This is a genomic window from Saccharothrix stipae (genome assembly GCF_054781895.1).
Genome location: NZ_BAAGTN010000017.1, coordinates 657,863 through 680,394, shown reverse-complemented (window position 1 = coordinate 680,394; position 22,532 = coordinate 657,863). Strand labels below are relative to the sequence as shown.

Sequence of the window (22,532 nt, the reverse complement as noted above, 5' to 3'; positions counted from 1 at the left end):
TGGAAGTCGACCGTTCGCGCCTGATTTCCCGACGATCGAAAAGCGTGATCGCCGGGAAATGAGTCGCGAACGATCGACGCGACCTCGCGCGGTGGTCCAGTTGGGCGGTCCGGTTACAAATCTCCTGCGAAGGGGAGGTCGTCCATGGCGTCCGACGTCATCCACAGCCGCAGGGTGTGGGTGGCGCGGACGTCGTCCTCGTTGTACTCCAGCAGGCGGTGGCGTTGGGCGGGGTCCGGCGGACCGCCGTCCAGGCCCACGGCGTCGCGGTACCAGCGCATCGAGTTCTCGCCGCCCGCCTCCGGGTCGCGCCAGCGGAAGCCCGCGACCGGGGCGATGGTCTTCAGGCCCTTGCCGTGGGCGCACAGGAACTGGTCCTGCACGATGCCGAACAGGTCGACCCACGAGTCGGACGTGATGAACTCCCGCACCTGCGCCACGGTCGGGATGCCGGGCTGCCCCTTGAACCGCTCGGCCGACCCGAGCAGCCAGCGGTTCTCCGCGAGCTCGTTGTAGCAGTAGGCCTTGAACGACAGGCCGCGCGCACGGGCGCGCAGGCGCACGCCGGTGAGCCAGCCCCAGAACTCGGCGAACGACCGGGCCTCGTCCGCGCACGGCAGGGGGTCCCAGGTGGCGAACGCGCGGTAGCCGTGCTCCTCGCCGACGTCCTGGCCGGACAGCCAGCAGCCCCACATGTACGCGCCGAGGTCGCCGAAGCTCTCCATGTCCACGTCGACCTCGACGTCGGCGCGCGGCACGTCCATCCGGGACACGCGGCGGACCACGGTGAGGTCGCGCAGCCAGGCGCGGGCGAGGATGACCGCGTCCGAGTGCAGCATCCCGACCAGCGGGATCACCTGCTCGTCCGGGTCGAGCGCGGCCAGGTCGTCGACCGTGCCGACGCCGACCTTGCGCAGCGCCACCGCGTCCTCGCCGCGCACCACGAGGCTGACGTCCCGCGCCGCCTTCAGGTCGGTCTCGCACACCGGCCACCACGGGCAGCTGCGGCACTCCACGATCCGGGACGCCCGGGCCTGCGGGTCCGCGCCGGTGGCGGCGGCCGAGGCGACGGCCAGCCGGTCGGAGAACCGGTTGTCGTACTCGGCGAGCGCGTTGCGACCGCCCGGCCACGTCGGCGCCTCCAGGTCGTGCCAGACGACGACGTCGGCGTCCATGCCGATCACGCCACCGGTGGCCCGGCCCCGCGCGGCGAACCCGGACGCCTGGAGCTGGCGCTGCGCGTGCGCCAACCGGAGCTGGTCGCGCGGCTGCGGCCGGACCTTGCGCAGCGGGTCGACCCGCGCGCCGCCCGGCAGCGGGTACGTCAGCGGTGACGTGCGCGCGCCCTGGCCGGGGTCGCTGACCTTGTGCCGGACCACGAGCACCGGCACGTACCCGGTGGTCTCCTTGACCAGCAGGTCGATGCCGCCGCGACGGCCGCCCAGCGGGTCGCGCGGCAGGGCGGCGCCCCAGATGTAGGGGATGCCGGCCTGCATCGCGGCGGCGGTGACGCGTTCGCGGTCGGCCGACGGCACGTCCTGCGGTATCTCCATCAAGTCGGACCCGACGGCCCGGCCCAACGCGGTGGCGACCGCGCGCCGGTGTTCGTCCGCGTCGGCCTTGCGCTGCTGACCGGTGGGGTCCGGCGGCAGTTTGGGCACGTCGCGCATGGAGGGATCGTGTTCGAGGTGCACCCGCCGCCGGCAACGAGTGACCACACCGGCGTCGAGCTGCACCTGGGAAGTCACCGGTGCAGCGTATGACGCCGGGTGGGTCGTTGTACCGGCAACCTCGCGGAGTCGAGTCGATCTTTTGCCGGAACGCCTCTAGGGTCGTCAACCGAGGAGGTGCGGCCATGGCACGTGCGAAGAGCAAGGGGTTCACCCCGAGCAGGGCGAAGAACCTCGTCGGTTTGGCCAAGGTGTTGGCGCCGGCGTTGATCCCGGTGATGGCGCCGGTCGCGGCCCGTGCTGCCGCGCTCCTGAGCGACCGCTACGACCACTACCGGGCCTCACGGCTGGGTGTGCCGGTCGACCAGCTGACCCGGTACTCGGGCAGGGGCGCGCGGCTGCACGCCCGGATCGTCGGCTTCGGCGAGGCGCTGGAGCAGCTGCGCGACACCGAACCCGACTTCGTCGAGCGCACCGGCAAGCGCCTGGCGCAGCTGCTGGCCGCGGTGCGGGCGTCGGAACGGATGCCCGCACCGCGGCGCAAGTCGGCGCACCGCGCGGTCTCGGTCGACCTCGACGCGATGGAGGCCGACCTGCTCAAACGCCTCGGCGTGTGAGCTGCTCCACGGCCCGGTAGGCGGCCTCCTCGGGTCCGAGCTGCGCGGTGACCTCCTCCATCACCTCGGCGACCCGCTCCTCCCGCCGGATCAGCGGGTCGCTGCGCAGGTCACGGGCCAGCGACACGCACAGCCCCACCATGACGACCATGAACGGCAGCGCGGCGATGATCGTCAGGTTCTGCAGGCCGGTCAGCCCGCTCGGCCCGCCGACCAGCAGCATCACCGCCGCGACCAGACCGGTGAGCGTGCCCCAGAACACGACCACGCCCTTGGCCGGCCGGATCGACCCGCGCTGCGACAGCGTGCCCATCACCACGGACGCGGCGTCCGCGCCGGACACGAAGAAGATCGCCACCAGCACCATCACCACCACCCCGGCGACGGAGGCCAGCGGGAACCGGTCGAGCAGCCCGAACAGCTGCCCCTCCGGGGAGGCGGTGCCCGCGAGGTCCGTGCCGGACCGCTGCACGAAGATCGCCGTGCCGCCGAACACGCAGAACCACGCCAGGCTCACCAGGCTGGGCACGCCGATCACGCCCGCCACGAACTGCCGGATCGTGCGGCCGCGGCTGATGCGGGCGATGAACATGCCGACGAACGGCGTCCACGAGATCCACCACGCCCAGTAGAAGACCGTCCAGCCGGACAGCCACGTCTCGGTCGCGTCGCCGCCGGACGCGGCGGTGCGGCCCGCCATGTCGGCGAGCTCGCGGAAGTAGTCGCCGATCGCGGTGGGCACGAGGTTCAGCACGAACACCGTCGGCCCGACCACGAAGACGAACGCGGCCAGCACCAGGGCCAGCACCATGTTGGTGTTGGACAGCCACTGGATGCCCTTGGCCACGCCGGACACCGCCGACGCGACGAACGCCGCGGTCAGCACCGCGATGACACCCACCACCACGCCGTTGCCGACCTCGCCGAGCCAGCCCGCGACCCGCAGGCCGCTGCCGATCTGGAGCGCGCCGAGGCCCAGCGAGGTCGCCGACCCGAACAGGGTGGCGAAGATCGCCAGCACGTCGATCGCCCGACCGGCGGGGCCCTCGGCCCGGCGCCGCCCGAGCAGCGGTGCGAACGCGGCACTGATCAGCTGGCTGCGACCGCGGCGGAAGCTGCCGTAGGCGATGGCCAGGCCGACCACGGCGTAGATCGCCCACGGGTGCAGCGTCCAGTGGAACAGGGTGGTGGCCATCGCGGTCTGGAGCGCCTGGTTCGTGCCGCCCTCGGCGGTGCCGGGCGGCGGCTGCACGAAGTGCGACAGCGGCTCGTTGACCCCGTAGAACATCAACCCGATGCCCATGCCCGCGCTGAACATCATCGCGACCCACGAGATCGTGCGGAACTCCGGTGGCTCGTCGTCGCGGCCGAGCGGGATGCGACCGTAGCGGCTCACCGCGAGCCACAGGGCGAACACCACGAACCCCGACGCGCTGAGCACGAACGCCCAGCCCAGGTTGGTGATGATCCAGGTCAGGGCCGTCTTCGACGCGGTCGCGAGGGATGCCGTGCCGAAGATGCCCCACGCCACGAACCCGAGCGTGACAGCGGCGGCGACGCCGAAGACCACGCGGTCCGTGCGACCCGGTCGATCCGCTTTCGGATCACCGGGCAAGGGCTCTTCGACAGGTTTACTCTCGGTCGTCACGGGTAACCGTTACCCCCGAACGGAGTAGCGCAAACCCGCCTTCCACCGGTGGGGCTGACGCGCGGGCCGCGCGACCTCCTACTCTCTGGGGTGTGACCAGCCGGCCCGCACCGACCCGCCTCGCGCGGGCCGTGCTGCTGGCCACCACTTCCGCCGCGCTCAGCGTCGCCGCGCACGGTGCGGCGGGCGGCTCGGTCACCGAGTTCGCGCCCGCGCTGCCGTTGACGTTGCTGGTCGCGTTCGCGGGCACGGCGCTCGCCGACCGCGGCCGCCGCCCGTGGACGATCCTGGGCACGCTGGGCGCCGCCCAACTGGGGCAGCACGCGCTGCTCGACCTCGGCCACCACGCCGCCGACGGACCGGGTCTCGGGTTCAGCCCGACCGCCATGACCGCCGCGCACGTCGTCGCCGCGCTGCTCACCGGCCTGCTGCTGGCCCGCGCCGACGCCGCGCTGCACGCGCTGGTCGGCGCCGTCACCCGGCTGCTGCCACCGCCTGCCGCACCGGTCGTGCCCGCGGGCGCGCTGTGGGCGCTCGCCCCGGTGCCCGCCACGGATTCCCCGGTCGACGTGCTGCTCCGGCGGGTGCACGGCCGCCGCGGCCCGCCACGCTCCTGATCACCCAGGTCCCCGTCACACCTCAGGTCTCAGGAGCACAACTTCATGTCGACGAACCGATTTGGCGTGCGCACGCTCGCCAAGGGCGGTGGCGTGCTCGCCACCGCCGCGATCCTCGCGCTGACCACCGCGGGCCCGGCGTCCGCGCACGTCACCGCGTCCACCCCGAAGGACGCCGTCCAGGGCGGGTACACCAAGGTCACGCTGCGCGTGCCCAACGAGCGCGCCGACGCGGGCACGGTCAAGCTGGAGGTGACCCTGCCCGCCGAGTACCCCCTGGCCTCGGTGAGCACCAAGCCGACGCCCGGCTGGAAGGTCGAGGCGGTCAAGGAGAAGCTGGCCACGCCGGTGAAGAGCCACGGCCGCGAGGTCACCGAGGCGGTCCGCACCGTCACCTGGACCGCCGACCCGGGCACCCGCATCGAGCCCGGCCAGTTCAACGAGTTCGACCTGTCGGTCGGGCCGCTGCCGGACAACACCGACCAGCTCATCCTGCCCGCCAAGCAGACCTACGACAGCGGTGAGGTCGTGGACTGGAACGCCCCGCCGCCCGCCGAGGGCGCCGACGAGCCGGACCGCCCCGCGCCCGTGCTGAAGCTGGTGGCGAAGACCGGCGGTGACGGCCACGACACCGCCACGGCGACCGCGGTCGCCGACGACGGCCACGACGCGGCGGCGGCCGGCTCGACCGACGACACGGCCCGCTGGTTGGGCGGCGCCGGCCTGGCGGTCGGCGCGCTGGGGCTCGGTCTGGGTGCGGGCGCCGTGCTGCGGTCCCGTCGCGCGGGCAAGCCGACGGCATGAGGCGCGTCGTCTCGCTGCTGCTGACCGGCCTGGTCGCGGGGGCGGTCGTGCTCGGCACGGCCGGCACCGCGTTCGCGCACAACGTGCTGGTCAGCAGCGACCCGAAGGACGGGTCACAGCTGGAGGCCGGGCCGACGACGATCACGCTGACCTTCGACCAGCCCGTGCAGGCCGGGGAGAAGTTCAACACGATCACCGTCACCGGGCCCGAGGACACGCGCTGGGAAGCGGTCGGCGAGCCGACGGTCAAGAACAACAGCGTCGTCTTCCCGGTCCGCCCGCTGGGCCCGGCCGCCGAGTACACCGTCGGCTACCGGATCCTCTCCGCGGACGGGCACCCGGTGACGGGTTCGCTCAAGTTCACCCTGACCAAGGCGGGCGACGGCACCCCGGCGCCCGCCTCCGCGGCGACCACCCAGGACACGGCGTCCACGCCGTCCGGGGCGGGCGGCGTGCCCATCTGGGTGTGGATCGCCGGCGCGGCCGTGCTGCTGGCCGGTGGCGCGTTCCTCGCGCTGCGCGGCGGCACGGACCACGCCAAGGAGAGCACCAGGCGATGACCGCGAACCGGACCACCACCACCACGAACAGGTACTGGATCGTCGGCGGCCTGCTGGCAGGCGGAGCCGTCGGCGTCTTCCTGGGCCTGGGGTTGTCCACCACACCGGAAGCGGTGGGCGTGGCCGAGCCGGGGGTGGTGGTCCGGTACGCGCACCCGCTGGTGCGGACCCTGCTGGACGTGGCCGCGACCGTCGTCGTGGGGCTCTCGCTGCTGCCGAAGCTGCTCGGGTTCAGCCGGCCCGCCCTCACCGAACCGGTGCTGCGCGTGGCCCGGCCGGCCGCGGTGATCGCCGCGGCGGTGTGGGCCTTCACCGCGCTGCTGTCCATCGTGATCCGCGCGTACGAGACGCGTCCGGATGCGGAACTGACCATGCCCATGGTCGTGGACTACGTGCAGCGCGTCGGGGCCGGGCAGGGGTTGCTGTTCAGCGCGGTGTGCGCGCTGGTGTACCTGTGGATCGGCGTCATGGCGGTGCGCCGGGGCGAATCGGTGCCCGCGGAGCTGCGCATCCTGATCGCCATGTTCGGCCTGCTGCCGCTGCCGGTGACCGGCCACGCGTCGAACTGGAAGTACCACGACTACTCGATGATCTCGATGGAGCTGCACGTCCTCGGCGCGGCGGCGTGGACCGGCGGCCTGGCGGCGCTGGTGGTGCTGGTCGCGCACCGGCGGGGCCTGCTGGCCGACGCGCTGCCGAAGTTCTCCAAGCTCGCCACCGTGGCGTTGCTCCTGGTGTCGGTGACGGGCCTGTTCAACGGTGTGCTGGAACTGGCGCTCAACCCGGTCGTCGGCCTGCCGGGCTCGCTGTTCACCACGTCGTACGGGCTGGTGCTGATCGGCAAGGTCGTGTGCGCCGCGCTCCTGGCGGGTCTGGGCGCGAACATCCGCTGGCGGCTGCTGCCGCACATCGCCCGGCACCGGACCACCGCGATCGTGGGCTGGGCCGCGGTGGAGCTGACCATCATGGGCATCGCGTTCGGGCTGGCGGTCGTGCTCTCCCGGGCGCCGGTCGCCTGATCCCCGGTCCACGAGCTCCCGCGATCACGCGGCGCGAGCGCGGGAGGGGAGCGCATGGCGCGCCCGGCGTCGGTGAGTGGTCCGTTCGGTGCGACGAACTGCGCTGAACGCCCTAATCGGTGACCAGTCGCGCGGAAGGGTCCTCGCGGAGCTTGGTCAGCGCCGCCATCGCGTCCTGACCTCGCCGTTCGAGCTCCTCGGCGTCGATCCAGCCCTGGGCGAAGTACCGGTAGTCCTGGGCGAGCTTCACCAGTTCGGCCAGGTAGTTGGCCGACCGGCGGCGGCGCTGCTCGTCGAACGACGCCAGGAACGGCAGCTGGGTGTCCACGACCTCGTCCAACATCCGCGCGGCCCGCAGGGCCCGCTTGACCTTCCGACGCCGCACCACCGGCAGATTCCCGACCACGCCCACCTCGCCGACCGTCACCCGAACTCGTCGATGCCTCATTCGTATGACGCGCGGCAAGTGTTACGGGTTCGTTCCCCCACGCCCCCGGTTTCAGCGGTAGGGGGTCCACTGGGTCGTGGTGTCGCCCGCGCGCAGGGCCTTGAGCCGGCCGTGCAGCTCGTCGCGCACACCGGGGTGGCTGCGCATGATCGGCAGCACGCTCGTGGTCAGCTTCAGCTCCCTGACCTCGCGCAACACCGGGAAACCGGCCCACCGGGTGACGTCGAAGCCGTACTCGTCGGCCAGCTGCCGGTACCACTCGACGGGGTGGCCGAAGCGGGCGACGCCGACCGGCAGGGTGCTCAGGTCCCACTCGCGCGGCCCGACGCTGGTGGAGTCGAAATCGCAGATCACCGGGCCGTCGGGGCTGGGGATCAGGTTGCCCAGGTGCGCGTCGCCGTGCACCACGCCCTGCGGCAGCACGGTCCGCAGCTCGGCCAGGAGGTGGTCGGCCTCGGCGCACCGGTCCTCCAGGAACCGGCGGTCCGGCGCGGACAGCTCCTCGGCGTCGGCGATGCGCCTGCGCACGTCGTCCAGCGGCGCCCAGCGCGGCAACTCGAACTCCGGCGCGGGCAGCGCGTGCACCTGCCGCAACACCCGGCCCAGGTCACGGCCGTCGACGGGCCTGCCGCCCGAGGGCACGGTGTGCCACACGGTGGCCAGGTGGTCCCCCACCGCCAACGGCTGGGGCACGCCCTCCACCAGCCGGACCGCGGGCACGTCGTGCCCGGCGAGCCACCGCGCGACCTCGACCACCTTGTGCGCCCGGTGGCGCAGGTTCATCGAGCCGACGATCCGCACCACGACCCGGTCGCCGGGCAGTTCGAACACGGCGTTGCTGGTGAACTTCACCAGCCGGGCGCCGCGGTGCGCCAACCCCAGTTCGGCGCACAGCCGCCTCAGCACGGCGGTCAGCGCGGCGGAGGTGAACCTGCCGTCCAGGACCCCGACTCCCCGCAGCTCAGGCCGCGCTGTCGCTACCGGTGAACTTGGCCAGGCGTTCGGCCAGCTCACGGGCGTCGGGGTTGTTGCGGCGCTTCTCGGCCTCGGACTGCAGCGGCTTCATCCGGTCCTTCGTGCGGACCGACTTCAGGCCCTCGGACAGCTCGATCGCCTGGCGGCCCAGGCGCGCGCCGTGGTCGATGTCGCCGTCGAGCAGGTGGTTGATCGACAGCGAGGTGAGGTTGAACGACCGGCTGCGGGTCATGTCCTCGCCGTAGCCGCCGATGGCCTTGGTCAACGCGGGCACCGCGGTGCGCGTGTACTTCGCGTCCACGGTCTGCGCCAGCTCGGTGTGCACCGTGCCGATCATCGCGGACAGGTCGTTGGCGTCGAAGAACTTGGCCCAGGCGGGCGCCTCGCCGACGTTGGCGCGGGCGAACTCGTCGCGCGCGCGGCCGAGCAGCTTGAGCGCCTGGTGGTCGGAGCCCATCTTCGCGTAGGCCCACGCCTCGTTGGCGCACAGGATGCCGACGGCGAGTTCCGAGCCGGAGTTCTGCGCGGCCAGCTGGCCGAGCTGGAACACCTTCAACGCGTCGTCCGGCGCGTCCTGGTGCAGGTAGACGCGGCCCATCCGGTAGAGGATGTTGGCCACGAGCTCTTCCTTGCGCCCCTGCTTGGCCAGGCCGAGCGCCTGACCGAAGTGGTTGCGGGCCGAGTCGTACAGGCCGGTGTCGAACGAGGTCCACCCGGCCAGGTTGTGCAGGTCGGCGAGCGCGACGTAGAGGCGTTCCTTGACCAGGTCGGTCGCGTTCGCGCCGAGCATCTGCTGGCCCCACGAGAGCTGGGCGACCACCGCGTCGCGGCACGAGCCGCCGCCGTACTGGTAGTCCAGGGTGCGCAACGCCCTGGTGGCCGCTTCGACCTGGCGCACGTCGGTCATGCCGATCCGGCCAGGGGCCGGAGTCTGCGCGGGCGATGAAGCCCAAGACCCGGAGTCCGTACCGAACACGGCCGCGCCGACGGTGATGGCGGCGGCGTGCGCGAGGAACTTCCTTCGCTTCACCGACTCGTCCTCCTCAGAATGGGGTGCCTCCGCCGTGGCGGCCACCCGCACTGCCGTGGCCTCGTCGTAAGCGAGGCCCATGTACCCCCTTGGGACACCCAAGCCGGCGGCGATCCGCGCGAGGACGTCGTAGGCCATGACCTGGCGTCCCTTGAGGATCTCCGAGACTTCGGACTGCGACTGGCCCGTCAACGCCGCGATCTGGCGTTGCGAGACGCCGTGCCGTCGGAGCAGGCGGTAGACCGCGCTGATCTCTCGTCTGGCAAGCGCGTCCCGCATCTCCTGCTGGTCCCAGACGTCTGGTGTAACAGGAGAGCTTGGCGAACCGATGGTGTTCAATTGCGCCCCCTCACAGTCCTTTGGGCGTCAACGGCAGAGTAGGGGCACTCCCCCGACTGCGAGAAGTACCGATCGGCGGAGCTGATCGGCCCTGCCGAACTCGACTGACCGCTTACCGTGGAACGGCCACCGGCCAGCGCTATGACGTCCCGATCCGGGTTGAATCATCGCAATCTGGGTTCCGGTAAGCGAGTGAGCACGGAGAGGAACCTGGCTGTGGACCTGATCGAGCGGGCGGTGACCACCACTGGTGGACCTGCAGCGCCTGCCGTCGCCGCGGCCCCCTCTTCGCCTTCCCTGTCTGTCCGGGAGTCGACCGACCTCGACTCCGGATGGCGCGGCACGACCGGGCAACGTCGCTGGTGGCGGATTCGCTGCAGCGACGTGGTCGACCGGGACCGCTGCCTCACCGTGCTGGTCGACCGGGGCCGCGTGGTCCTGGTCGGTCCGCCGGGTGAGACCGCGGTGCTCTCGGCCGACCAACTCGTACAACTCAGGGCCGCGCTACGTGAGGCCGCCGAGCAGGCGGAAAGGTGACGGTGACGTTTCGGTGGACGAGATCCTCGGACAAGTTCTTCGCAACGCGGTGTGGGAGCGGTTGGACCTGCTCACGGAGCTGGCCAACGAGGCCGACGCCCCGTCCCTGCTCTCGGTGGCACGTTCCGAGCTCCCTCGGCTGACCGAGGGGTGGCGGGCCCTGCTCGCCGCGCACGAACCGGACGAGAAGGGCAACTGCCCCGAGTGCTCCGGTCGGTGGCGGCAGCAGAAGAGCCCCTGCTCGGTGTGGCGCGCCGCGTACGAACACCTGGTCGCGGGCGGTTTGGCCCCGCGCCCGGCTCGCCACCTCCGATCGGCGCCGGTGACCCCTCCGGTCACCAGGTCGCGCCGGGGATTCGTGGCCAGAGCCCACTGACGGGCGGCCCCGACCTGTCGTTCCCCCGACGCGACCAGGTCGAGCACCCGCCTACTGGCCGGCGGTCCGGGACGTGCGAACCCCCGACCGCGACGATCGGACCGCCGGCCGGCTCAAGCTCCACCAGCACGACGGCTCCACCGGCACGACAACTCCACAGTCATCCGCGGGCCGGTGTCGTGCACACCTTCCCTCCCCGACCGGCACTGGTCCGCGGGCACCAACCCGGCCCCGATGTCCGCCCCTCCCGCGCGGACATCGGGGCCGTTTCGCGTGCTCAGGGGCTCAGCGGTGGGTGCCGGTGCGCCAGGTCAGGTACCCGGTGAGCCCGGGGAACAGCCGACCGGCCAGGTCGAACGCCCGCAGCTGCCACGGGAAGACCACCTCGTCCCGCTCGCGCTCCACCGCCCACGCGATGCGCGCCGCCACGTCCTGCGGCGTCACCGTCGGGATCACCCTGGCCAGCGCCGGGATGCGCTCCTCCGCGCCGGGGTTGTTGACGAAGTACCGGCTGCTCACCTTGCCCGGCACGACCTCGCTCACCCCGATGCCCGTGCCGCGCAGGTCCATCCGCAGCGCCGCGGTCAGCCCGCGCAACGCGTAGCGGGCCGCCGCGTACCCGGTGGCGCCGGGGATCGGCAGGCGCGACACCGGTGAGTTCACGTTGACCACCCGGCCCGAGCCGCGCGCCCGCATCCCCGGCAGGAACTCCCTGGTCAGGTGTAGTGCGGCGGTGAACGGCAGGGCGATCATCCCGGCCAGCTCGGGGGTCGGGGTGTCGTCCAGGAACAGCCAGCGGCCGACACCGGCGTTGTTCACCAGCACGTCCGGCACGCCGACCGCCGCGACCACCCGTTCGGCGAGCGCGTGGATCTGGTCGACGTCCGCGAGGTCGGCGGGCAGCGCGACCGCACGCCCGCCGATCGCCGTGATCCGTTCGACCTGCTCATCCAGCGCTTCACCGCCGCGTGCCACGAGCACGACAACCGAACCGCACCCCGCGAGCGTCCGGGCCGTCGCCGCGCCGATGCCCTGCGACGCACCGGTCACCACGACCGCCTTGCCCGCCAACCGCACTCGAACTCCTCCTAGGCCACCGAACGGACCCGCGTCACGAGCACCGCCGCGCACAGCGTGGCGAGCGCCGACACGGCGAACAACCCCCGGTACCCGCCGAGCCCCGCCAGCACGAACGTCGTCAGCAGCGGCGCGACCACCTGGGGCAGCGAGTTGGCGATGTTGAGCACGCCGAGGTCCTTGGCGCGGTCCGACGCGGCGGGCAGCACCTGCGTCAACAGCGCCAACGCCACCGCCCAGTACCCGCCGAAGCCGACGCCGAGCAGCGGCGCCGCGACCAGCGCCGCCGGCCACGTCGGCCAGGCGACGAGCAGCAGCGCCGCCGCGGCCATCACGCCGGCCGACATCAGCACGTACGGCTTGCGCCTGCCGGTCCGGTCCGAGCGGACCCCGACGGCGAACGCGCCGAGCGCCAGCGCCACGCCGTAGAGCAGCATCAGCACCAGCAGGCCGTCCTCGGGCGACGGGTGCCGGACCACGTCACCGAGGAAGTACAGCAGGTAGAGCGTGCCGAACGCGTTGCCCAGGTTGATCATGAAGTGGGCGGCCCACGCCCAGGCGAAGTCCGGGTTCCGCCTCGGCGACACCCACAGCTCGCGCCACCGCAGCGCCGGGCGGGCGACGAGCGGCAGCCGGGTGTCCGGGGTGATCAGCACGAACGCGGCCGCGCCGACGACGACCAGCGCCGCGCACGCCAGGTACCCCGCCGACAGGCCGCTGACCAGCACCGTCACCACAACCGCGCCCAGCACGGTGCCGAGCATCTGGGAGACGCCGACCAGCCCGCCCACCTTGGCCCGCTGCCGCACGGGCACCCGGTCGGGCACGGCGGAGGTGAGGCTCGCGAGCATCCCGTTGAGCCCGGCCTGCACCAGGCACCACCCGAGCACCATCACACCGACGGAGGACGCGGCCGACAGCACCACCAGACCGAGGGCGCCGATCAGCGCGCCCGCCAGGGTCCACGGGTGCCGCCGGCCGAACCGGGACGTGGTCCGGTCCGAGGACAGCCCGATCAGCGGGTTCGCCACCAGCGCCACGAGCGCGCCGACCCCCGTGACCAGGCCGAACACCGCTTCCTTGCCCGCCGCGTCGAGCAGCTCGGCCTGTTGCGGCAGCAGCACCTGGATCGGCGCGTAGATGGCCAGCCACAGGCCCAGGTTGGCCAGGAACAGCCACGTCATCCACGACCGCCGGACCGGGACGACCGGTTCGGCCAACGCCTCCGCGGTCACCGCTTGATCCGGTCGCGGTACCACTCGAACGAGGCACGCGGGGTGCGTTCCTGCGTCGCGTAGTCGACGTGGACCAGGCCGAACCGCTGCGAGTACCCCGAGTCCCACTCGAAGTTGTCCATCAAGGACCACACGAAGTACCCGCGGACGTCCGCTTTCAGCGCCTCCTCGATGTGCCGGTCCAGGTACTCGATCCGCTCGGTGTCCGCCGACGAGTGCGGGTAGCTGCACCCGCTCTCGGTCACGTACACGGGAGGCAAGTCGACAAAGCGATCTCGCAACAGGGAGATCATCTCCGACAACCCGGACGGCACGACCGGCCAGCCGAAGCCGGTCTTCGGGTACTCCTCGATGTCCACCAGCTCGAACGGCAGCGGGTTGCCCTCGGACGGTTGCCGCAGCCGGGTCGGGTTGTAGTAGTTCACGCCGTAGAAGTCGAGCGGCGCGGCGGCGATCGCCAGGTCGCCGTCCACGATCGGCAAGCGGTCGGCCAGCGAGTCCGGGTAGCGCCCGGCCAGCTGCGCGTCGGCGTAGAGCCAGTTGTGCAGATCGGAGTAGGCCGCCGCGGCCGGCTCGTCGGACGGGCCGGCCGGCCACGCGGGCGTGTGGTTGTTCGCCGTGCCCACAGCGCGCGCTCCGGCGGAACGCAGTGCCTGCACGGCGAGCCCGTGCGCCAGGTTGAGGTGGTGCGCGGTCGGCAGCGCGTCGAAGAGCAGCGCCTTGCCCGGCGCGTGCTGCCCGGTGGCGTACCCGAGCAGCGTCACCATCGCGGGCTCGTTGATCGGGATCCACATCGCGACCCGGTCGGCCAGGCGTCCGCCGACCTCGGCGGCGTACTCGGCGAACCGCGAGGCGGTGTCACGGCTGAGCCACCCGCCCGCGTCCTCCACGGTCAGCGGGGTGTCCCAGTGGTACAGCGTGGCGACGGGCTCGATGCCGGACTCCAGCAGTTCGTCCACCAGCCGGTCGTAGAACTCCAAGTCCCCCGCCAGCACCCGCGGCCACGACACGGAGAAGCGGTAGGCGCCCACGCCGAGGGACCGCATGAGCGCGATGTCCTCGCGGTAGCGGCGGTAGTGGTCGCACGCCACGGACGCGTCGTGCCCCTCGAACGCCGGGAACGCGTCCCACGTGGACGGTTGCCGGCCGGCGGCGGTGAACGACCCCTCGATCTGGAACGCGGAGGTCGACACTCCCCAAAGGAAGTCGGTACCGGGGAAGTCGGCACCGGGGAAGTCGTCGGTACCCGGGAAGTCGTTCGGCACGGTCACGCAAGCCTCCCAGAACATGAAAGTCATTCGGATCGTAGGCGTGTTGCACCGCGAAGTGAAGTGGAATGGTCCACAACCGGGCACTATGGAGTCCCGCAGTCCACTCAGCAGGAGTCGCCGTGACCAGTACGACCCCGCTGCGCCGCCAGCCGGTGCAGCAGCGCAGCGCCAAGCGCGTCGAGCGGATGCTCGAAGCCTGCGCACAGCTCATCGAGGAGGTCGGCTACGACGGAGTCACCACGACGTTGATCGCCGAGCGCGCGGGGGTCGCGGTGGGCTCGCTCTACCAGTTCTTCCCGGACAAACGGGCGGTCGTGCAGGCGCTGACCCTGCGCAACCTGGAGAAGTTCATCCAGACGGTGGACGGCCGGTTCACCTCCACCACCCTTGAGCACTGGTGGGACGCCGTCGACTCGATCTTCGACGTGTACGTGTCGATGCACCGCGAGGTGCCCGCGTTCTCCAAGCTGCACTTCGGCGACGTGGTCGACATGCGCCTGCTGGACGACCGGCGCGACAACAACACGGTCATCTCCGACCGCATCGCGGAGATGATCTCGGCCAAGTTCGACATCCCGTTCACCGAGCTGCAACTGCCGATCTCGATCGCGGTCGAGGCGGCGGACGGCGTGCTGAACCTGGCGTTCCGCCGCGACCCGGCCGGTGACCAGCGGATCCTGGACGAGGCCAAGGCGCTGGTGCGCGGCTACCTGTCGACCAGGCTCCCGAGCTAGGACCTCGGTCGACCGTCAGCCGAACGAGTGGCCTTCGCCCCGGTAGGTGGGCACGGTCCGCTCCACGACGTCGCCGCACACGACGTGGTAGTGGGTGAACCGCTCGGCCAGCTCGCCCGCCTTGGCGTGCCGCAGCCACACGCGGTCGCCCAGGTGCAGCGAGTCGGCCGCCCGACCCACCACCGGGGTCTGCACCTCGCCCGCGCCCTCCATCGGCAGCAGCTTCAGCCCGAGCGGCAGGTACGGGGACGGTTGGCGGTCGGGGGTCGCGGTGCCCGAGGCGATGTAGCCGCCGGAGAACAACGTGGCCACGTGCCGCTTCGGCCTGCGCACCACCGGCAGGGCGAACAGCACGGCGGGCTTGGGCCGGAAGCCGCGGTAGCCGTCGAACAGGGTCGGCCCGATGAGCCCGGAGCCCGCGGCGAGCTCGGTGACCGACGGGTCGGCGGCGGTGACCTCCAGGCTGCCCGTGCCGCCGCCGTTGACGAACTCCAGGTCGGCGACCTGGCGCACGGCCCACACCGCAGCCGTGCGGCGTTCGACCAGTTCGGCGGCGGAGTGGCGTTGCATCCAGCGCAGCACCGCGCCGCGCAGCGGCCTGCCCGGCGGCTCGTCGCCCAGCCCCGCGATCTGCCCCTCGTACGCCATCACGCCGACCAGCCGGAACCCCGGCCGGCGCGCGATCGCTTCGGCCAGAGCGCGCGCTTCACGTGCCGTGTGCACGGGTGACCGCCGTGGGCCGACGTGCAGGCCGGGCAGCGGTCGCCACGACACGTCCAACTCCAGGCACACCCGGATCTCCGGGTGGTCGGCGCCGAGCGCGGCCCCGACCAGGTCGAGGTGCGCGGTCGAGTCGACCACGATCGTGATCCTCGCCCGCGCCTTGTCGTCCTTCGCGAGCTCCCGCAACGCGGATTCGTCCACGGTCGGGTACGCGACCAGGAGGTCTTCGGAGAGGTCGACCGAGGACAACCACAGCGCCTCGGCCAACGAGTAGCACATGACGCCCGCGAAGCCGGGCCGCGCGAGCACCCGTTCCAGCAGCGCCCGGACCCGCACGGACTTGCTCGCCACCCGGATCGGCCGCCCGCCCGCGCGGCGCACGAGGTCGGCCGCGTTGCTGTCGAAGGCGTCCAGGTCGACTATCGCGAACGGGGGATCGTGCTCCTCCGTCGCGGCGTCCAGGCGCGTGCGGTGCTGCATGGGCCTCACCGTACTTGAAAGGTGAATAGCTTTCACCTACGGTTCGTGGAACGCGTCACATCCGGAGGTGGGCATGGGGACCCCGTGGACGAACTGGGCCCGCACGGCGTCCGCGAACCCGCACCGGGTGGAGCACCCGACGAGCGTCGACGAGATCGCCTCCGCCGTGGCGGGCGCCTCCAGTGTCCGCCCGCGCGGCAGCGGGCACTCGTTCACCGGCATCGCGGTCGCGCCCGGCGTCGCGGTCGACCTGGACGCGTGGACCGGGGTCGTCGACGTGTCCGGCACGCTGGTGACCGTCCGGTCCGGCACCACGTTGCAGCAGTTCAACGCGCTGCTGGACGTGCTGGGCCTGGCCATGCCGAACCTCGGCGACATCGACGCGCAGACCGTGGCGGGCGCCATCTCGACCGGCACGCACGGCACCGGCGCGAAGCTCGGCGGCCTGGCCACCCAGGTGGTGGCGCTGGAGCTGGTGCTGGCCGACGGGTCGGTGGCGCGGTGCGCGGCCGACGAACGGCCCGAGCTGTTCCACGCGGCCAGGGTGGGGCTGGGTGCGCTGGGCGTGATCAGCACGGTCACCCTGCGGTGCGTGCCGTCGTTCGTGCTGCACGCGCGCGAGTTCCCCGGCCGGCTGGACGCGGTGCTGGAGGAGTTCGACCACCTCACGGCGGTCGAGGACCACGTGGAGTTCCACTGGTTCCCGCACTCCGACCGGGTGATCGTGAAGCGGAACAACCGGGTCGACTCACCGGCCGCGCCGCTGTCGGCGCTGCGCCGGTTCTACGAGTACGAGGTGATGGAGAACGGCGCGTTCGGGCTGGTCTGCAAGCTGGCCAAGGCCCTGCCGGCCACCACCAGGACGCTCAACCGGGTGTGCGGGTCGCTCATCTCGGAACGCGACTACCGGGACGTCTCGCACCGCGTGTTCGTCACGCCGCGCAGGGTCCGGTTCGTGGAGACGGAGTACGCGGTGCCCCGCGCGGCGCTGCACGACGTGCTGCGGGAACTCCGGGCGGCCGTCGCCGGGCTCGACCACGGCGTCATCGTGCCGGTCGAGGTGCGGGTCGCGCAGGGCGACGACATCTGGCTGTCCACCGCGCACGGCCGGGACACCGCCTACGTCGCCGTCCACCAGTACCTCGGGATGCCCTACCGGCGGTACTTCGACGCGTTCGAGCGGATCGCGGGCGCGGTCGGCGGACGCCCCCACTGGGGCAAGATGCACCGCCTGTCGGCCGACGCCCTCCGCGACCGCTACCCGCACTTCGACGACTTCCGCCGGGTCCGGGCCGAGGTCGACCCGACCGGCAAGTTCACCAACGCCTACCTGGACCGCGTGCTCGGCCCGGTCGGGCGTTAGGTCAGAACGCCTCGGCGATCGGGGTCCCGCCGCCGATCAACTCGTAGGTGCGCCGGACGGTGCCGGGGCGGTCCAGCAGGGCCACCACGACCGCCGCCACGTCGCCGCGCGGTACGGAACCCCGTAGGGGCGTCTCGGCCAGTTCCACCAACCCGGTCGGCTCGTCGTCGGTCAGCCGGCCGGGCCGCAGGATCGTCCAGTCCAGGTCGCGTTCCCGCAGGTCCGCCTCGGCGGCGCCCTTGGCCGCCAGGTAGGCGTCGAACACCTCGTCACCGGTCACCCGGCCGATGCCGCCCGTGCTGATCTGCACGAACCGGCGCACACCGGCGTCTTGGGCCGCCTGGGCGAACAACGCCGCCGCCGCCCGGTCCACGGTGTCCTTGCGCGCCACCCCGCTGCCGGGCCCGGCGCCCGCGGCGAACAGGGCCGCGCCCGCGCCGTTCAGCAGTTCGGCGACCGAGGCGACGTCGGTCGCCTCCAGGTCGCAGTGGACGGGGACACCGCCCGCGTCCAGCACGTCGGCGTGGTGGTCCGGGTTGCGCACCAGCGCCGTGGCGCTGTCACCCCGCGCGGCCAGCAGCCGCTGCACCCACAACGCGATCTTGCCGTGTCCACCCGCGATCACTACCCGCATGGTCCGACCGTAGGTCAGGACGCGGTCGCCAGCACCCGCTCGTAGACCAGCTCGTTCACCCAGCGGGTGGTCGCGGTGTCCTCGACCGGCACGGTCTCGTTGCGCCCGGCCACGTCGGTGCTCAGCTGCAACTCCTCGTCGGCCAGCAGCACCGAGACGCCGTAGCGCCGCACCCGGGGCAGGCAGTTCGCCAGGTAGTCGTGGGTGAACACGACCGACGTGGGCAGCACGGCGGCGGCGTTGCCGAAGCGGGCGAAGGGCACCGCCGAGGCCAACGCGGTCCGCCAGTGCCGGGCCACGGCCAGCACGCCGACGATGCGCACCGCGGTGGGCGGCACCCGGCCGTCCATCTCCGGCCACACCCAGGTGGACACCGTGGTGCGGTCGGTCTCTGGGCCCGCGCCCAGGCACAGCCGCTCGGCGTGCGCGTCGGGCAGCAGTTCCGCCACCACGATCACCTTGCGCCCCATGAGGACCATCTCGGGCAGCACCACGCCGTGCCAGCCGAGGCGCAACGCCGCGGAGGCGGCCAGCTCCTCGACGGAGCCGGGCAGTTCGGGAACCGGAACGGCGGTAGCCGACAGCGCCCTGGCGTCATCGGTGTCCACGATCCGTGCTGGTGTGCTGCTCACGCCAGGGCCTCCTCGGCAAAACCACGGCGGGCTGTCCGCCGCGTTTCGACTCGTGCTCTGGGTAAGGCGTACCAGGTGGGAACGGTCGCACCCCCGGGGCAAAAGGCGTCCTGCGATCGGCGGCGTCGAGCGGTCGGTAACCGGTCGGCGACCGGCGGGCGGACTTCGGCCCGGCGGTGCTGCCGTCTGGGTGACCCCGATGACCGGCAAATCCGGGAATGCTGCTCTGCGTGTGCGTCGCTCGCCTGGAAAGCCCGCCGAACCCGGACCCCCGGCCACACCGGCGACCGTACGACCGACCGCTCGCCGCGTGAAACCGACCGACCGCCCCGCCACCGCCACGTTCGGCCGCAGCCACCCAGGTGACAGACATCACGCGGGCCCGGAACGGGGAAGTCCGGAAAAACCAGAAGTCCCACCCACGACCGTGGATGGGACTTCATGATTGTGGTGGGCGAGGGGGGAGTTGAACCCCCACGTCCTTTCGGACACACGGACCTGAACCGTGCGCGTCTGCCATTCCGCCACTCGCCCGGAGCGACGTGGGGAACACTAGCATGGTCCCCGTCCGGGTTACCAATTGCCCCGTGTACCGCCACGTCAGCCCGGATACGATCGGTCGTAGAAGTCGACCGGGTCGGAGGGTTGCCGTGGGCCTCGTACAGCGCTTCGAGCGCCGTCTCGAAGGCATCGTCGGCAACACCTTCGCGCGTGTGTTCGGTGGCAACGTCGTCCCGCAGGAAGTGGCCCAGGCACTGCAGCGGGAGGCGGAGAGCAGCATCCGCGAGTTGGCGGGTGGCAGGTTGCTCGCTCCGAACCACTACCAGGTCCTGCTGGGTCCGCAGGACCACGATCGGCTTGCCGGGGACGGTCAGGATGAACTACGCATCACCCAGCTTCTGGGGGACTCCATCCGGGAGCACCTCGAAGAGAGCGGATGGGATACCTATGGTGACGTCGTAGTCTCCCTGGAGCGCTCCGACGCGCTGCACACGGGACAGTTCCGAACCAGCTCGTCCGTCGACCCCGACGTGAAAGTTGCCAGCCGACGGTCAGCACCACCTCGCACTGCAGGAGACGGATCCATGAGCCAGCCTCCCGGCTACGGACAAGGACAGGGCCAGCCCGCCTACGACCCCTATGCACAGGGCGGCTACGGCCAGCAGCAGCAGGGCTACGACCAGCAGGGTTACGGCCAGCAGCAACCCGGCTACGAGCAGGGCTACGGTCAGCAGCAGCCCGGCTACGAGCAGGGCTACGGCCAACAGCAGCCCGGTTACGACCAGGGCTACGGCCAGCAGCAACCCGGCTACGAGCAGGGCTACGGCCAGCAGCAGGGCTACGACCAGGGTTACGGCCAGCAGCAGCCCGGTTACGGTCAGCCCGGTTACGACCAGGGCTACGGCCAGCAGGGCTACGACCAGGGTTACGGCCAGCAGGGTTACGGCCAGCCCGGCTACGACCAGGGCTACGGGCAGCAGGGCTACGGCGACCCGGCACAGGGTTACGCGCCCCCGGCGGTCCAGTCCGGTCCCCGGCAGCTGAACGCGACGCTGCACCTGGACGACGGTTCCAACCGCACCTACAACCTCAAGCAGGGCGGCAACGTGGTCGGCCGCGGCCAGGAAGCGGACTTCCGACTTCCCGACACCGGGGTCTCCAGGAGGCACCTGGAGATCACGTGGGACGGGCACAGTGCCATGCTCGCTGATCTCGGTTCGACGAACGGCACCACGGTGAACGGCACTCCAGTGCAGACTTGGCAGCTCGCGGAAGGCGACGTCGTCCGCATCGGCCACTCCTCGCTGGTCTACCGCACCCAGGGCTGACCAGTACATTCTGGGCGCGTCGATTCGGGCGAAGGCGTGACGGCACTCAAGTCAGGAGCGGTTACAACCGGTGCCAGAGCTGGTGATGCAGCTGACCAGAGCGGGTTTCCTCGTCCTGCTCTGGTTGTTCGTGTTGGCTGCGCTTCGAGTGGTCCGCTCCGATCTGTACGCGGCGTCGGGGCTCCGTGTCCCGACGCCCAAGTTCGGTAGAGGCGCGAACAAAGCCGCCCGGGGGAACAAGGCGGCCCGGCAGCTCGTCGTCACGCACGGCGCGCTGGCGGGCACGCGCATCTCCCTGGACGGCAGGCCGATCATGATCGGCCGCGCCGACGACTCCACGCTCGTGCTGGACGACGACTTCGCGTCGACCCGGCACGCGCGGCTGTCGATGCGCGGTACCGACTGGTACGTGGAGGACCTGGGCTCCACGAACGGCACCTATCTCGACCGGGCGAAGGTCACGGCCCCACTCCGGGTCCCGCTCGGCTCCCCGATCCGAATTGGCAAAACGGTGATCGAGCTGCGCTCATGACCCTCGTCCTCCGATACGCGGCCCGCAGCGACCGGGGCCTGGTCCGATCGAACAATCAGGACTCCGTGTACGCGGGCCCACGCCTGCTCGCGCTCGCCGACGGCATGGGTGGCCACGCCGCAGGCGAAGTCGCGAGCAAGGTCGTCATCGCCGCCCTGGCGCCGCTCGACGACGACGAGCCGGGCGACGACCTGCTCGGCCAGCTGCGCGACGCGGTGATCGCCGGCAACGGCGCGATCTCCGAGCTCGTGCAGAGCGACCCCGACCTGGACGGCATGGGCACCACGCTCACCGCCGTGCTGTTCGCGGGCTCGCGGCTGGGCATGGTGCACATCGGCGACTCGCGCGCCTACATGCTGCGCAACGGCACGTTCACGCAGATCACGCACGACGACACGTTCGTGCAGTCGTTGATCGACGAGGGACGGATCACCGAAGAGGAAGCGGCCACGCACCCGCAGCGCTCGCTGCTGCTGCGCGCGTTGACCGGCCACGAGGTGGAGCCGAGGCTGATGGTGCGGGAGGCCCGCCCGGGCGACCGCTACCTGCTGTGCTCGGACGGCCTGTCCGGCGTGGTCAGCATGGAGACGCTCGAAGAGGCGATCCGCATCACGGACCCGCAGGCGTGCGCGGACCGGATGATCGAGCTGGCGCTCAAGGGCGGCGGCCCCGACAACGTGACGGTCGTCATCGCCGACGTGGTCGACGTCGACTTCGGGGAGGACGCCCCGATAGTGGGCGGCGCGGCCGGAGACGGCAGCGAAGACCCACCACCCCCCGACTCGCCCGCCTCGCGGGCGAGTTCCATCACCGGCCCGCGGCCGATACCGCAGCGGGTCGAGCCGATGCCGCCGCCGGACCCCCGGCGGGCCCGCGGCAACCGGCTCAAGGCGCTCGCGCTGGTGGTCTTCCTGCTCCTGCTGCTGGTCGCGGCCGGTCTGGGCACCCGCTGGTACGTGCTGCGCCAGTACTACGTCGGCACCGCGGACAACGGCGAGGTGTCGGTGTTCCGCGGCGTCACCGGCAGCGTCTTCGGCTTCGACCTGCACCGCCGGGTGGAGGGCTCGTGCCCGCCGGGCGCGCAGGCGTGCGAGCCGATCACGGTGGACGACCTCAAGGTCTCCACCAGGGACGTCGTGCGCAACGGCATCACCGACGTGGACGGCCTGGAGGGCGCCCGGGAGGCGATCCGCAGGCTGCGCACCGAGCAGACGCTGCCGTTCTGCCCGAAGGGCAGCACCGAGGGCACAACCGGGACGTCCACCACCGCGGTGGACCCCACGGCAACCTCGACCGAGGCCCCCACGTCCACCACTGCGGAGGGAACTCCGCTACCCACGCCCGTGCAGAAGCCGGGTACGGATTGCCGAAAGGGTCAGTAG

Annotated in this window: 23 protein-coding genes and 1 tRNA gene; 12 read left to right on the top strand and 12 right to left on the bottom strand. The window is 71.7% G+C overall.

Going from position 1 to position 22,532, the window contains the following annotated elements:
* Positions 1-113 precede the first annotated feature (113 nt).
* Entirely contained in the window at positions 114-1,748 is a 1,635-nt protein-coding gene (locus tag ACYVLT_RS31305) for a TM0106 family RecB-like putative nuclease (protein WP_461123748.1), read from the bottom strand.
* A gap of 107 nt (positions 1,749-1,855) precedes the next feature.
* Between ACYVLT_RS31305 and ACYVLT_RS31300 the strand changes: the two genes are divergently transcribed.
* On the top strand, positions 1,856-2,287 hold the full coding sequence (locus ACYVLT_RS31300) for a DUF6474 family protein (protein WP_461123747.1): 432 nt from the start codon (positions 1,856-1,858) through the stop codon (positions 2,285-2,287).
* Here ACYVLT_RS31300 and ACYVLT_RS31295 read toward each other — a convergent pair.
* Complete coding sequence (locus ACYVLT_RS31295) at positions 2,268-3,902, bottom strand: BCCT family transporter (protein ID WP_461123746.1); 1,635 nt, start codon at positions 3,900-3,902, stop codon at positions 2,268-2,270. The two genes, ACYVLT_RS31300 and ACYVLT_RS31295, sit on opposite strands and share 20 nt — an antisense overlap.
* A 125-nt stretch (positions 3,903-4,027) precedes the next feature.
* Here ACYVLT_RS31295 and ACYVLT_RS31290 point away from each other — a divergent pair, with 125 nt between their 5' ends.
* From ACYVLT_RS31290 to ACYVLT_RS31275, 4 genes are read left to right on the top strand one after another with little or no spacing between them, the layout of a single operon-like run.
* On the top strand, positions 4,028-4,552 hold the full coding sequence (locus tag ACYVLT_RS31290) for a hypothetical protein (protein WP_461123745.1): 525 nt from the start codon (positions 4,028-4,030) through the stop codon (positions 4,550-4,552).
* A 45-nt stretch (positions 4,553-4,597) separates the two neighbouring features.
* Entirely contained in the window at positions 4,598-5,356 is a 759-nt protein-coding gene (locus tag ACYVLT_RS31285) for a YcnI family copper-binding membrane protein (protein WP_461123744.1), read from the top strand.
* Complete coding sequence (locus ACYVLT_RS31280; RefSeq protein WP_461123743.1) at positions 5,353-5,916, top strand: copper resistance CopC family protein; 564 nt, start codon at positions 5,353-5,355, stop codon at positions 5,914-5,916. The genes ACYVLT_RS31285 and ACYVLT_RS31280 overlap by 4 nt, the downstream gene beginning before the upstream one ends.
* The gene (locus tag ACYVLT_RS31275) at positions 5,913-6,935 is read left to right on the top strand and encodes a copper resistance D family protein (RefSeq protein ID WP_461123742.1); all 1,023 of its coding nucleotides are present in this window, start codon (positions 5,913-5,915) and stop codon (positions 6,933-6,935) included. Before ACYVLT_RS31280 ends, ACYVLT_RS31275 begins: the two co-directional genes overlap by 4 nt.
* Positions 6,936-7,047: 112 nt before the next feature.
* Here ACYVLT_RS31275 and ACYVLT_RS31270 read toward each other — a convergent pair whose 3' ends face one another.
* From ACYVLT_RS31270 to ACYVLT_RS31260, 3 genes are all read right to left on the bottom strand, one after another.
* Entirely contained in the window at positions 7,048-7,362 is a 315-nt protein-coding gene (locus ACYVLT_RS31270) for a hypothetical protein (RefSeq protein ID WP_461123741.1), read from the bottom strand.
* 72 nt (positions 7,363-7,434) lie between these two features.
* Positions 7,435-8,325 (bottom strand): aminoglycoside phosphotransferase family protein, encoded by an 891-nt coding sequence (locus ACYVLT_RS31265; protein ID WP_461124161.1) that lies wholly within the window; start codon positions 8,323-8,325, stop codon positions 7,435-7,437.
* A gap of 19 nt (positions 8,326-8,344) precedes the next feature.
* Positions 8,345-9,667 carry a helix-turn-helix domain-containing protein gene (locus ACYVLT_RS31260; protein WP_461123740.1) on the bottom strand — a complete coding sequence of 441 codons (1,323 nt, stop codon included), beginning with the start codon at positions 9,665-9,667 and terminating at the stop codon, positions 8,345-8,347.
* Between the two features lie 252 nt (positions 9,668-9,919).
* On the opposite strand from ACYVLT_RS31260, the gene ACYVLT_RS31255 reads away from it, so the two are divergent.
* Positions 9,920-10,264 (top strand): hypothetical protein, encoded by a 345-nt coding sequence (locus tag ACYVLT_RS31255; RefSeq protein ID WP_461123739.1) that lies wholly within the window; start codon positions 9,920-9,922, stop codon positions 10,262-10,264.
* Between the two features lie 13 nt (positions 10,265-10,277).
* The gene (locus ACYVLT_RS31250; RefSeq protein ID WP_360448491.1) at positions 10,278-10,640 is read left to right on the top strand and encodes a hypothetical protein; all 363 of its coding nucleotides are present in this window, start codon (positions 10,278-10,280) and stop codon (positions 10,638-10,640) included.
* Between the two features lie 285 nt (positions 10,641-10,925).
* Here ACYVLT_RS31250 and ACYVLT_RS31245 read toward each other — a convergent pair whose 3' ends face one another.
* From ACYVLT_RS31245 to ACYVLT_RS31235, 3 genes are read right to left on the bottom strand one after another with little or no spacing between them, the layout of a single operon-like run.
* On the bottom strand, positions 10,926-11,717 hold the full coding sequence (locus ACYVLT_RS31245) for an SDR family NAD(P)-dependent oxidoreductase (RefSeq protein ID WP_461123738.1): 792 nt from the start codon (positions 11,715-11,717) through the stop codon (positions 10,926-10,928).
* Between the two features lie 11 nt (positions 11,718-11,728).
* Positions 11,729-12,901, bottom strand: a complete 1,173-nt coding sequence (locus ACYVLT_RS31240; RefSeq protein ID WP_461124160.1) for an MFS transporter — start codon at positions 12,899-12,901, stop codon at positions 11,729-11,731.
* A 47-nt stretch (positions 12,902-12,948) separates the two neighbouring features.
* On the bottom strand, positions 12,949-14,241 hold the full coding sequence (locus ACYVLT_RS31235) for a glycoside hydrolase family 1 protein (RefSeq protein ID WP_461124159.1): 1,293 nt from the start codon (positions 14,239-14,241) through the stop codon (positions 12,949-12,951).
* 47 nt (positions 14,242-14,288) lie between these two features.
* Here ACYVLT_RS31235 and ACYVLT_RS31230 point away from each other — a divergent pair, with 47 nt between their 5' ends.
* Positions 14,289-14,957: a TetR family transcriptional regulator gene (locus ACYVLT_RS31230; protein ID WP_461123737.1), complete on the top strand. Its 669-nt coding sequence runs from the start codon at positions 14,289-14,291 to the stop codon at positions 14,955-14,957.
* A 15-nt stretch (positions 14,958-14,972) separates the two neighbouring features.
* Here the strand turns inward: ACYVLT_RS31230 and ACYVLT_RS31225 are convergent, their stop codons facing one another.
* Positions 14,973-16,160, bottom strand: coding sequence for an amino acid deaminase/aldolase (locus ACYVLT_RS31225; RefSeq protein WP_461123736.1), 1,188 nt, complete (start codon positions 16,158-16,160; stop codon positions 14,973-14,975).
* A gap of 73 nt (positions 16,161-16,233) precedes the next feature.
* Between ACYVLT_RS31225 and ACYVLT_RS31220 the strand changes: the two genes are divergently transcribed.
* A complete protein-coding gene (locus tag ACYVLT_RS31220) occupies positions 16,234-17,523 on the top strand; it encodes a D-arabinono-1,4-lactone oxidase (RefSeq protein WP_461123735.1) in 1,290 nt (429 codons plus the stop codon).
* 1 nt (position 17,524) lies between these two features.
* Here ACYVLT_RS31220 and ACYVLT_RS31215 read toward each other — a convergent pair whose 3' ends face one another.
* From ACYVLT_RS31215 to ACYVLT_RS31205, 3 genes are all read right to left on the bottom strand, one after another.
* Complete coding sequence (locus ACYVLT_RS31215; protein ID WP_461123734.1) at positions 17,525-18,157, bottom strand: NAD(P)-binding oxidoreductase; 633 nt, start codon at positions 18,155-18,157, stop codon at positions 17,525-17,527.
* Positions 18,158-18,171: 14 nt separating this feature from the next.
* Positions 18,172-18,789: a hypothetical protein gene (locus ACYVLT_RS31210; protein WP_461123733.1), complete on the bottom strand. Its 618-nt coding sequence runs from the start codon at positions 18,787-18,789 to the stop codon at positions 18,172-18,174.
* 448 nt (positions 18,790-19,237) lie between these two features.
* Positions 19,238-19,323 (bottom strand) — tRNA-Leu (locus ACYVLT_RS31205).
* A 116-nt stretch (positions 19,324-19,439) separates the two neighbouring features.
* Here ACYVLT_RS31205 and ACYVLT_RS31200 point away from each other — a divergent pair.
* The 3 genes from ACYVLT_RS31200 (at position 19,440) to ACYVLT_RS31190 (ending at position 22,532) form a co-directional block, all read left to right on the top strand.
* Positions 19,440-20,618, top strand: a complete 1,179-nt coding sequence (locus tag ACYVLT_RS31200; protein ID WP_461123732.1) for a DUF3662 and FHA domain-containing protein — start codon at positions 19,440-19,442, stop codon at positions 20,616-20,618.
* Positions 20,619-20,688: 70 nt separating this feature from the next.
* Positions 20,689-21,150 carry an FHA domain-containing protein FhaB/FipA gene (locus ACYVLT_RS31195; RefSeq protein WP_184926688.1) on the top strand — a complete coding sequence of 154 codons (462 nt, stop codon included), beginning with the start codon at positions 20,689-20,691 and terminating at the stop codon, positions 21,148-21,150.
* Positions 21,147-22,532 carry a PP2C family protein-serine/threonine phosphatase gene (locus tag ACYVLT_RS31190; protein ID WP_461123731.1) on the top strand — a complete coding sequence of 462 codons (1,386 nt, stop codon included), beginning with the start codon at positions 21,147-21,149 and terminating at the stop codon, positions 22,530-22,532. The genes ACYVLT_RS31195 and ACYVLT_RS31190 overlap by 4 nt, the downstream gene beginning before the upstream one ends.

What these genes read in the sequence shown, in the direction of transcription:
- ACYVLT_RS31260 (WP_461123740.1), bottom strand. Translation starts at nt 9,667, where the DNA reads ATGCGGGACGCGCTTGCCAGACGAGAGATCAGCGCGGTCTACCGCCTG.
- ACYVLT_RS31300 (WP_461123747.1), top strand. Translation starts at nt 1,856, where the DNA reads ATGGCACGTGCGAAGAGCAAGGGGTTCACCCCGAGCAGGGCGAAGAAC.
- ACYVLT_RS31275 (WP_461123742.1), top strand. Translation starts at nt 5,913, where the DNA reads ATGACCGCGAACCGGACCACCACCACCACGAACAGGTACTGGATCGTC.
- ACYVLT_RS31235 (WP_461124159.1), bottom strand. Translation starts at nt 14,241, where the DNA reads ATGTTCTGGGAGGCTTGCGTGACCGTGCCGAACGACTTCCCGGGTACC.
- ACYVLT_RS31190 (WP_461123731.1), top strand. Translation starts at nt 21,147, where the DNA reads ATGACCCTCGTCCTCCGATACGCGGCCCGCAGCGACCGGGGCCTGGTC.
- ACYVLT_RS31280 (WP_461123743.1), top strand. Translation starts at nt 5,353, where the DNA reads ATGAGGCGCGTCGTCTCGCTGCTGCTGACCGGCCTGGTCGCGGGGGCG.
- ACYVLT_RS31215 (WP_461123734.1), bottom strand. Translation starts at nt 18,157, where the DNA reads ATGCGGGTAGTGATCGCGGGTGGACACGGCAAGATCGCGTTGTGGGTG.
- ACYVLT_RS31220 (WP_461123735.1), top strand. Translation starts at nt 16,234, where the DNA reads ATGGGGACCCCGTGGACGAACTGGGCCCGCACGGCGTCCGCGAACCCG.
- ACYVLT_RS31240 (WP_461124160.1), bottom strand. Translation starts at nt 12,901, where the DNA reads ATGACGTGGCTGTTCCTGGCCAACCTGGGCCTGTGGCTGGCCATCTAC.
- ACYVLT_RS31225 (WP_461123736.1), bottom strand. Translation starts at nt 16,160, where the DNA reads ATGCAGCACCGCACGCGCCTGGACGCCGCGACGGAGGAGCACGATCCC.
- ACYVLT_RS31230 (WP_461123737.1), top strand. Translation starts at nt 14,289, where the DNA reads ATGGTCCACAACCGGGCACTATGGAGTCCCGCAGTCCACTCAGCAGGA.
- ACYVLT_RS31285 (WP_461123744.1), top strand. Translation starts at nt 4,598, where the DNA reads ATGTCGACGAACCGATTTGGCGTGCGCACGCTCGCCAAGGGCGGTGGC.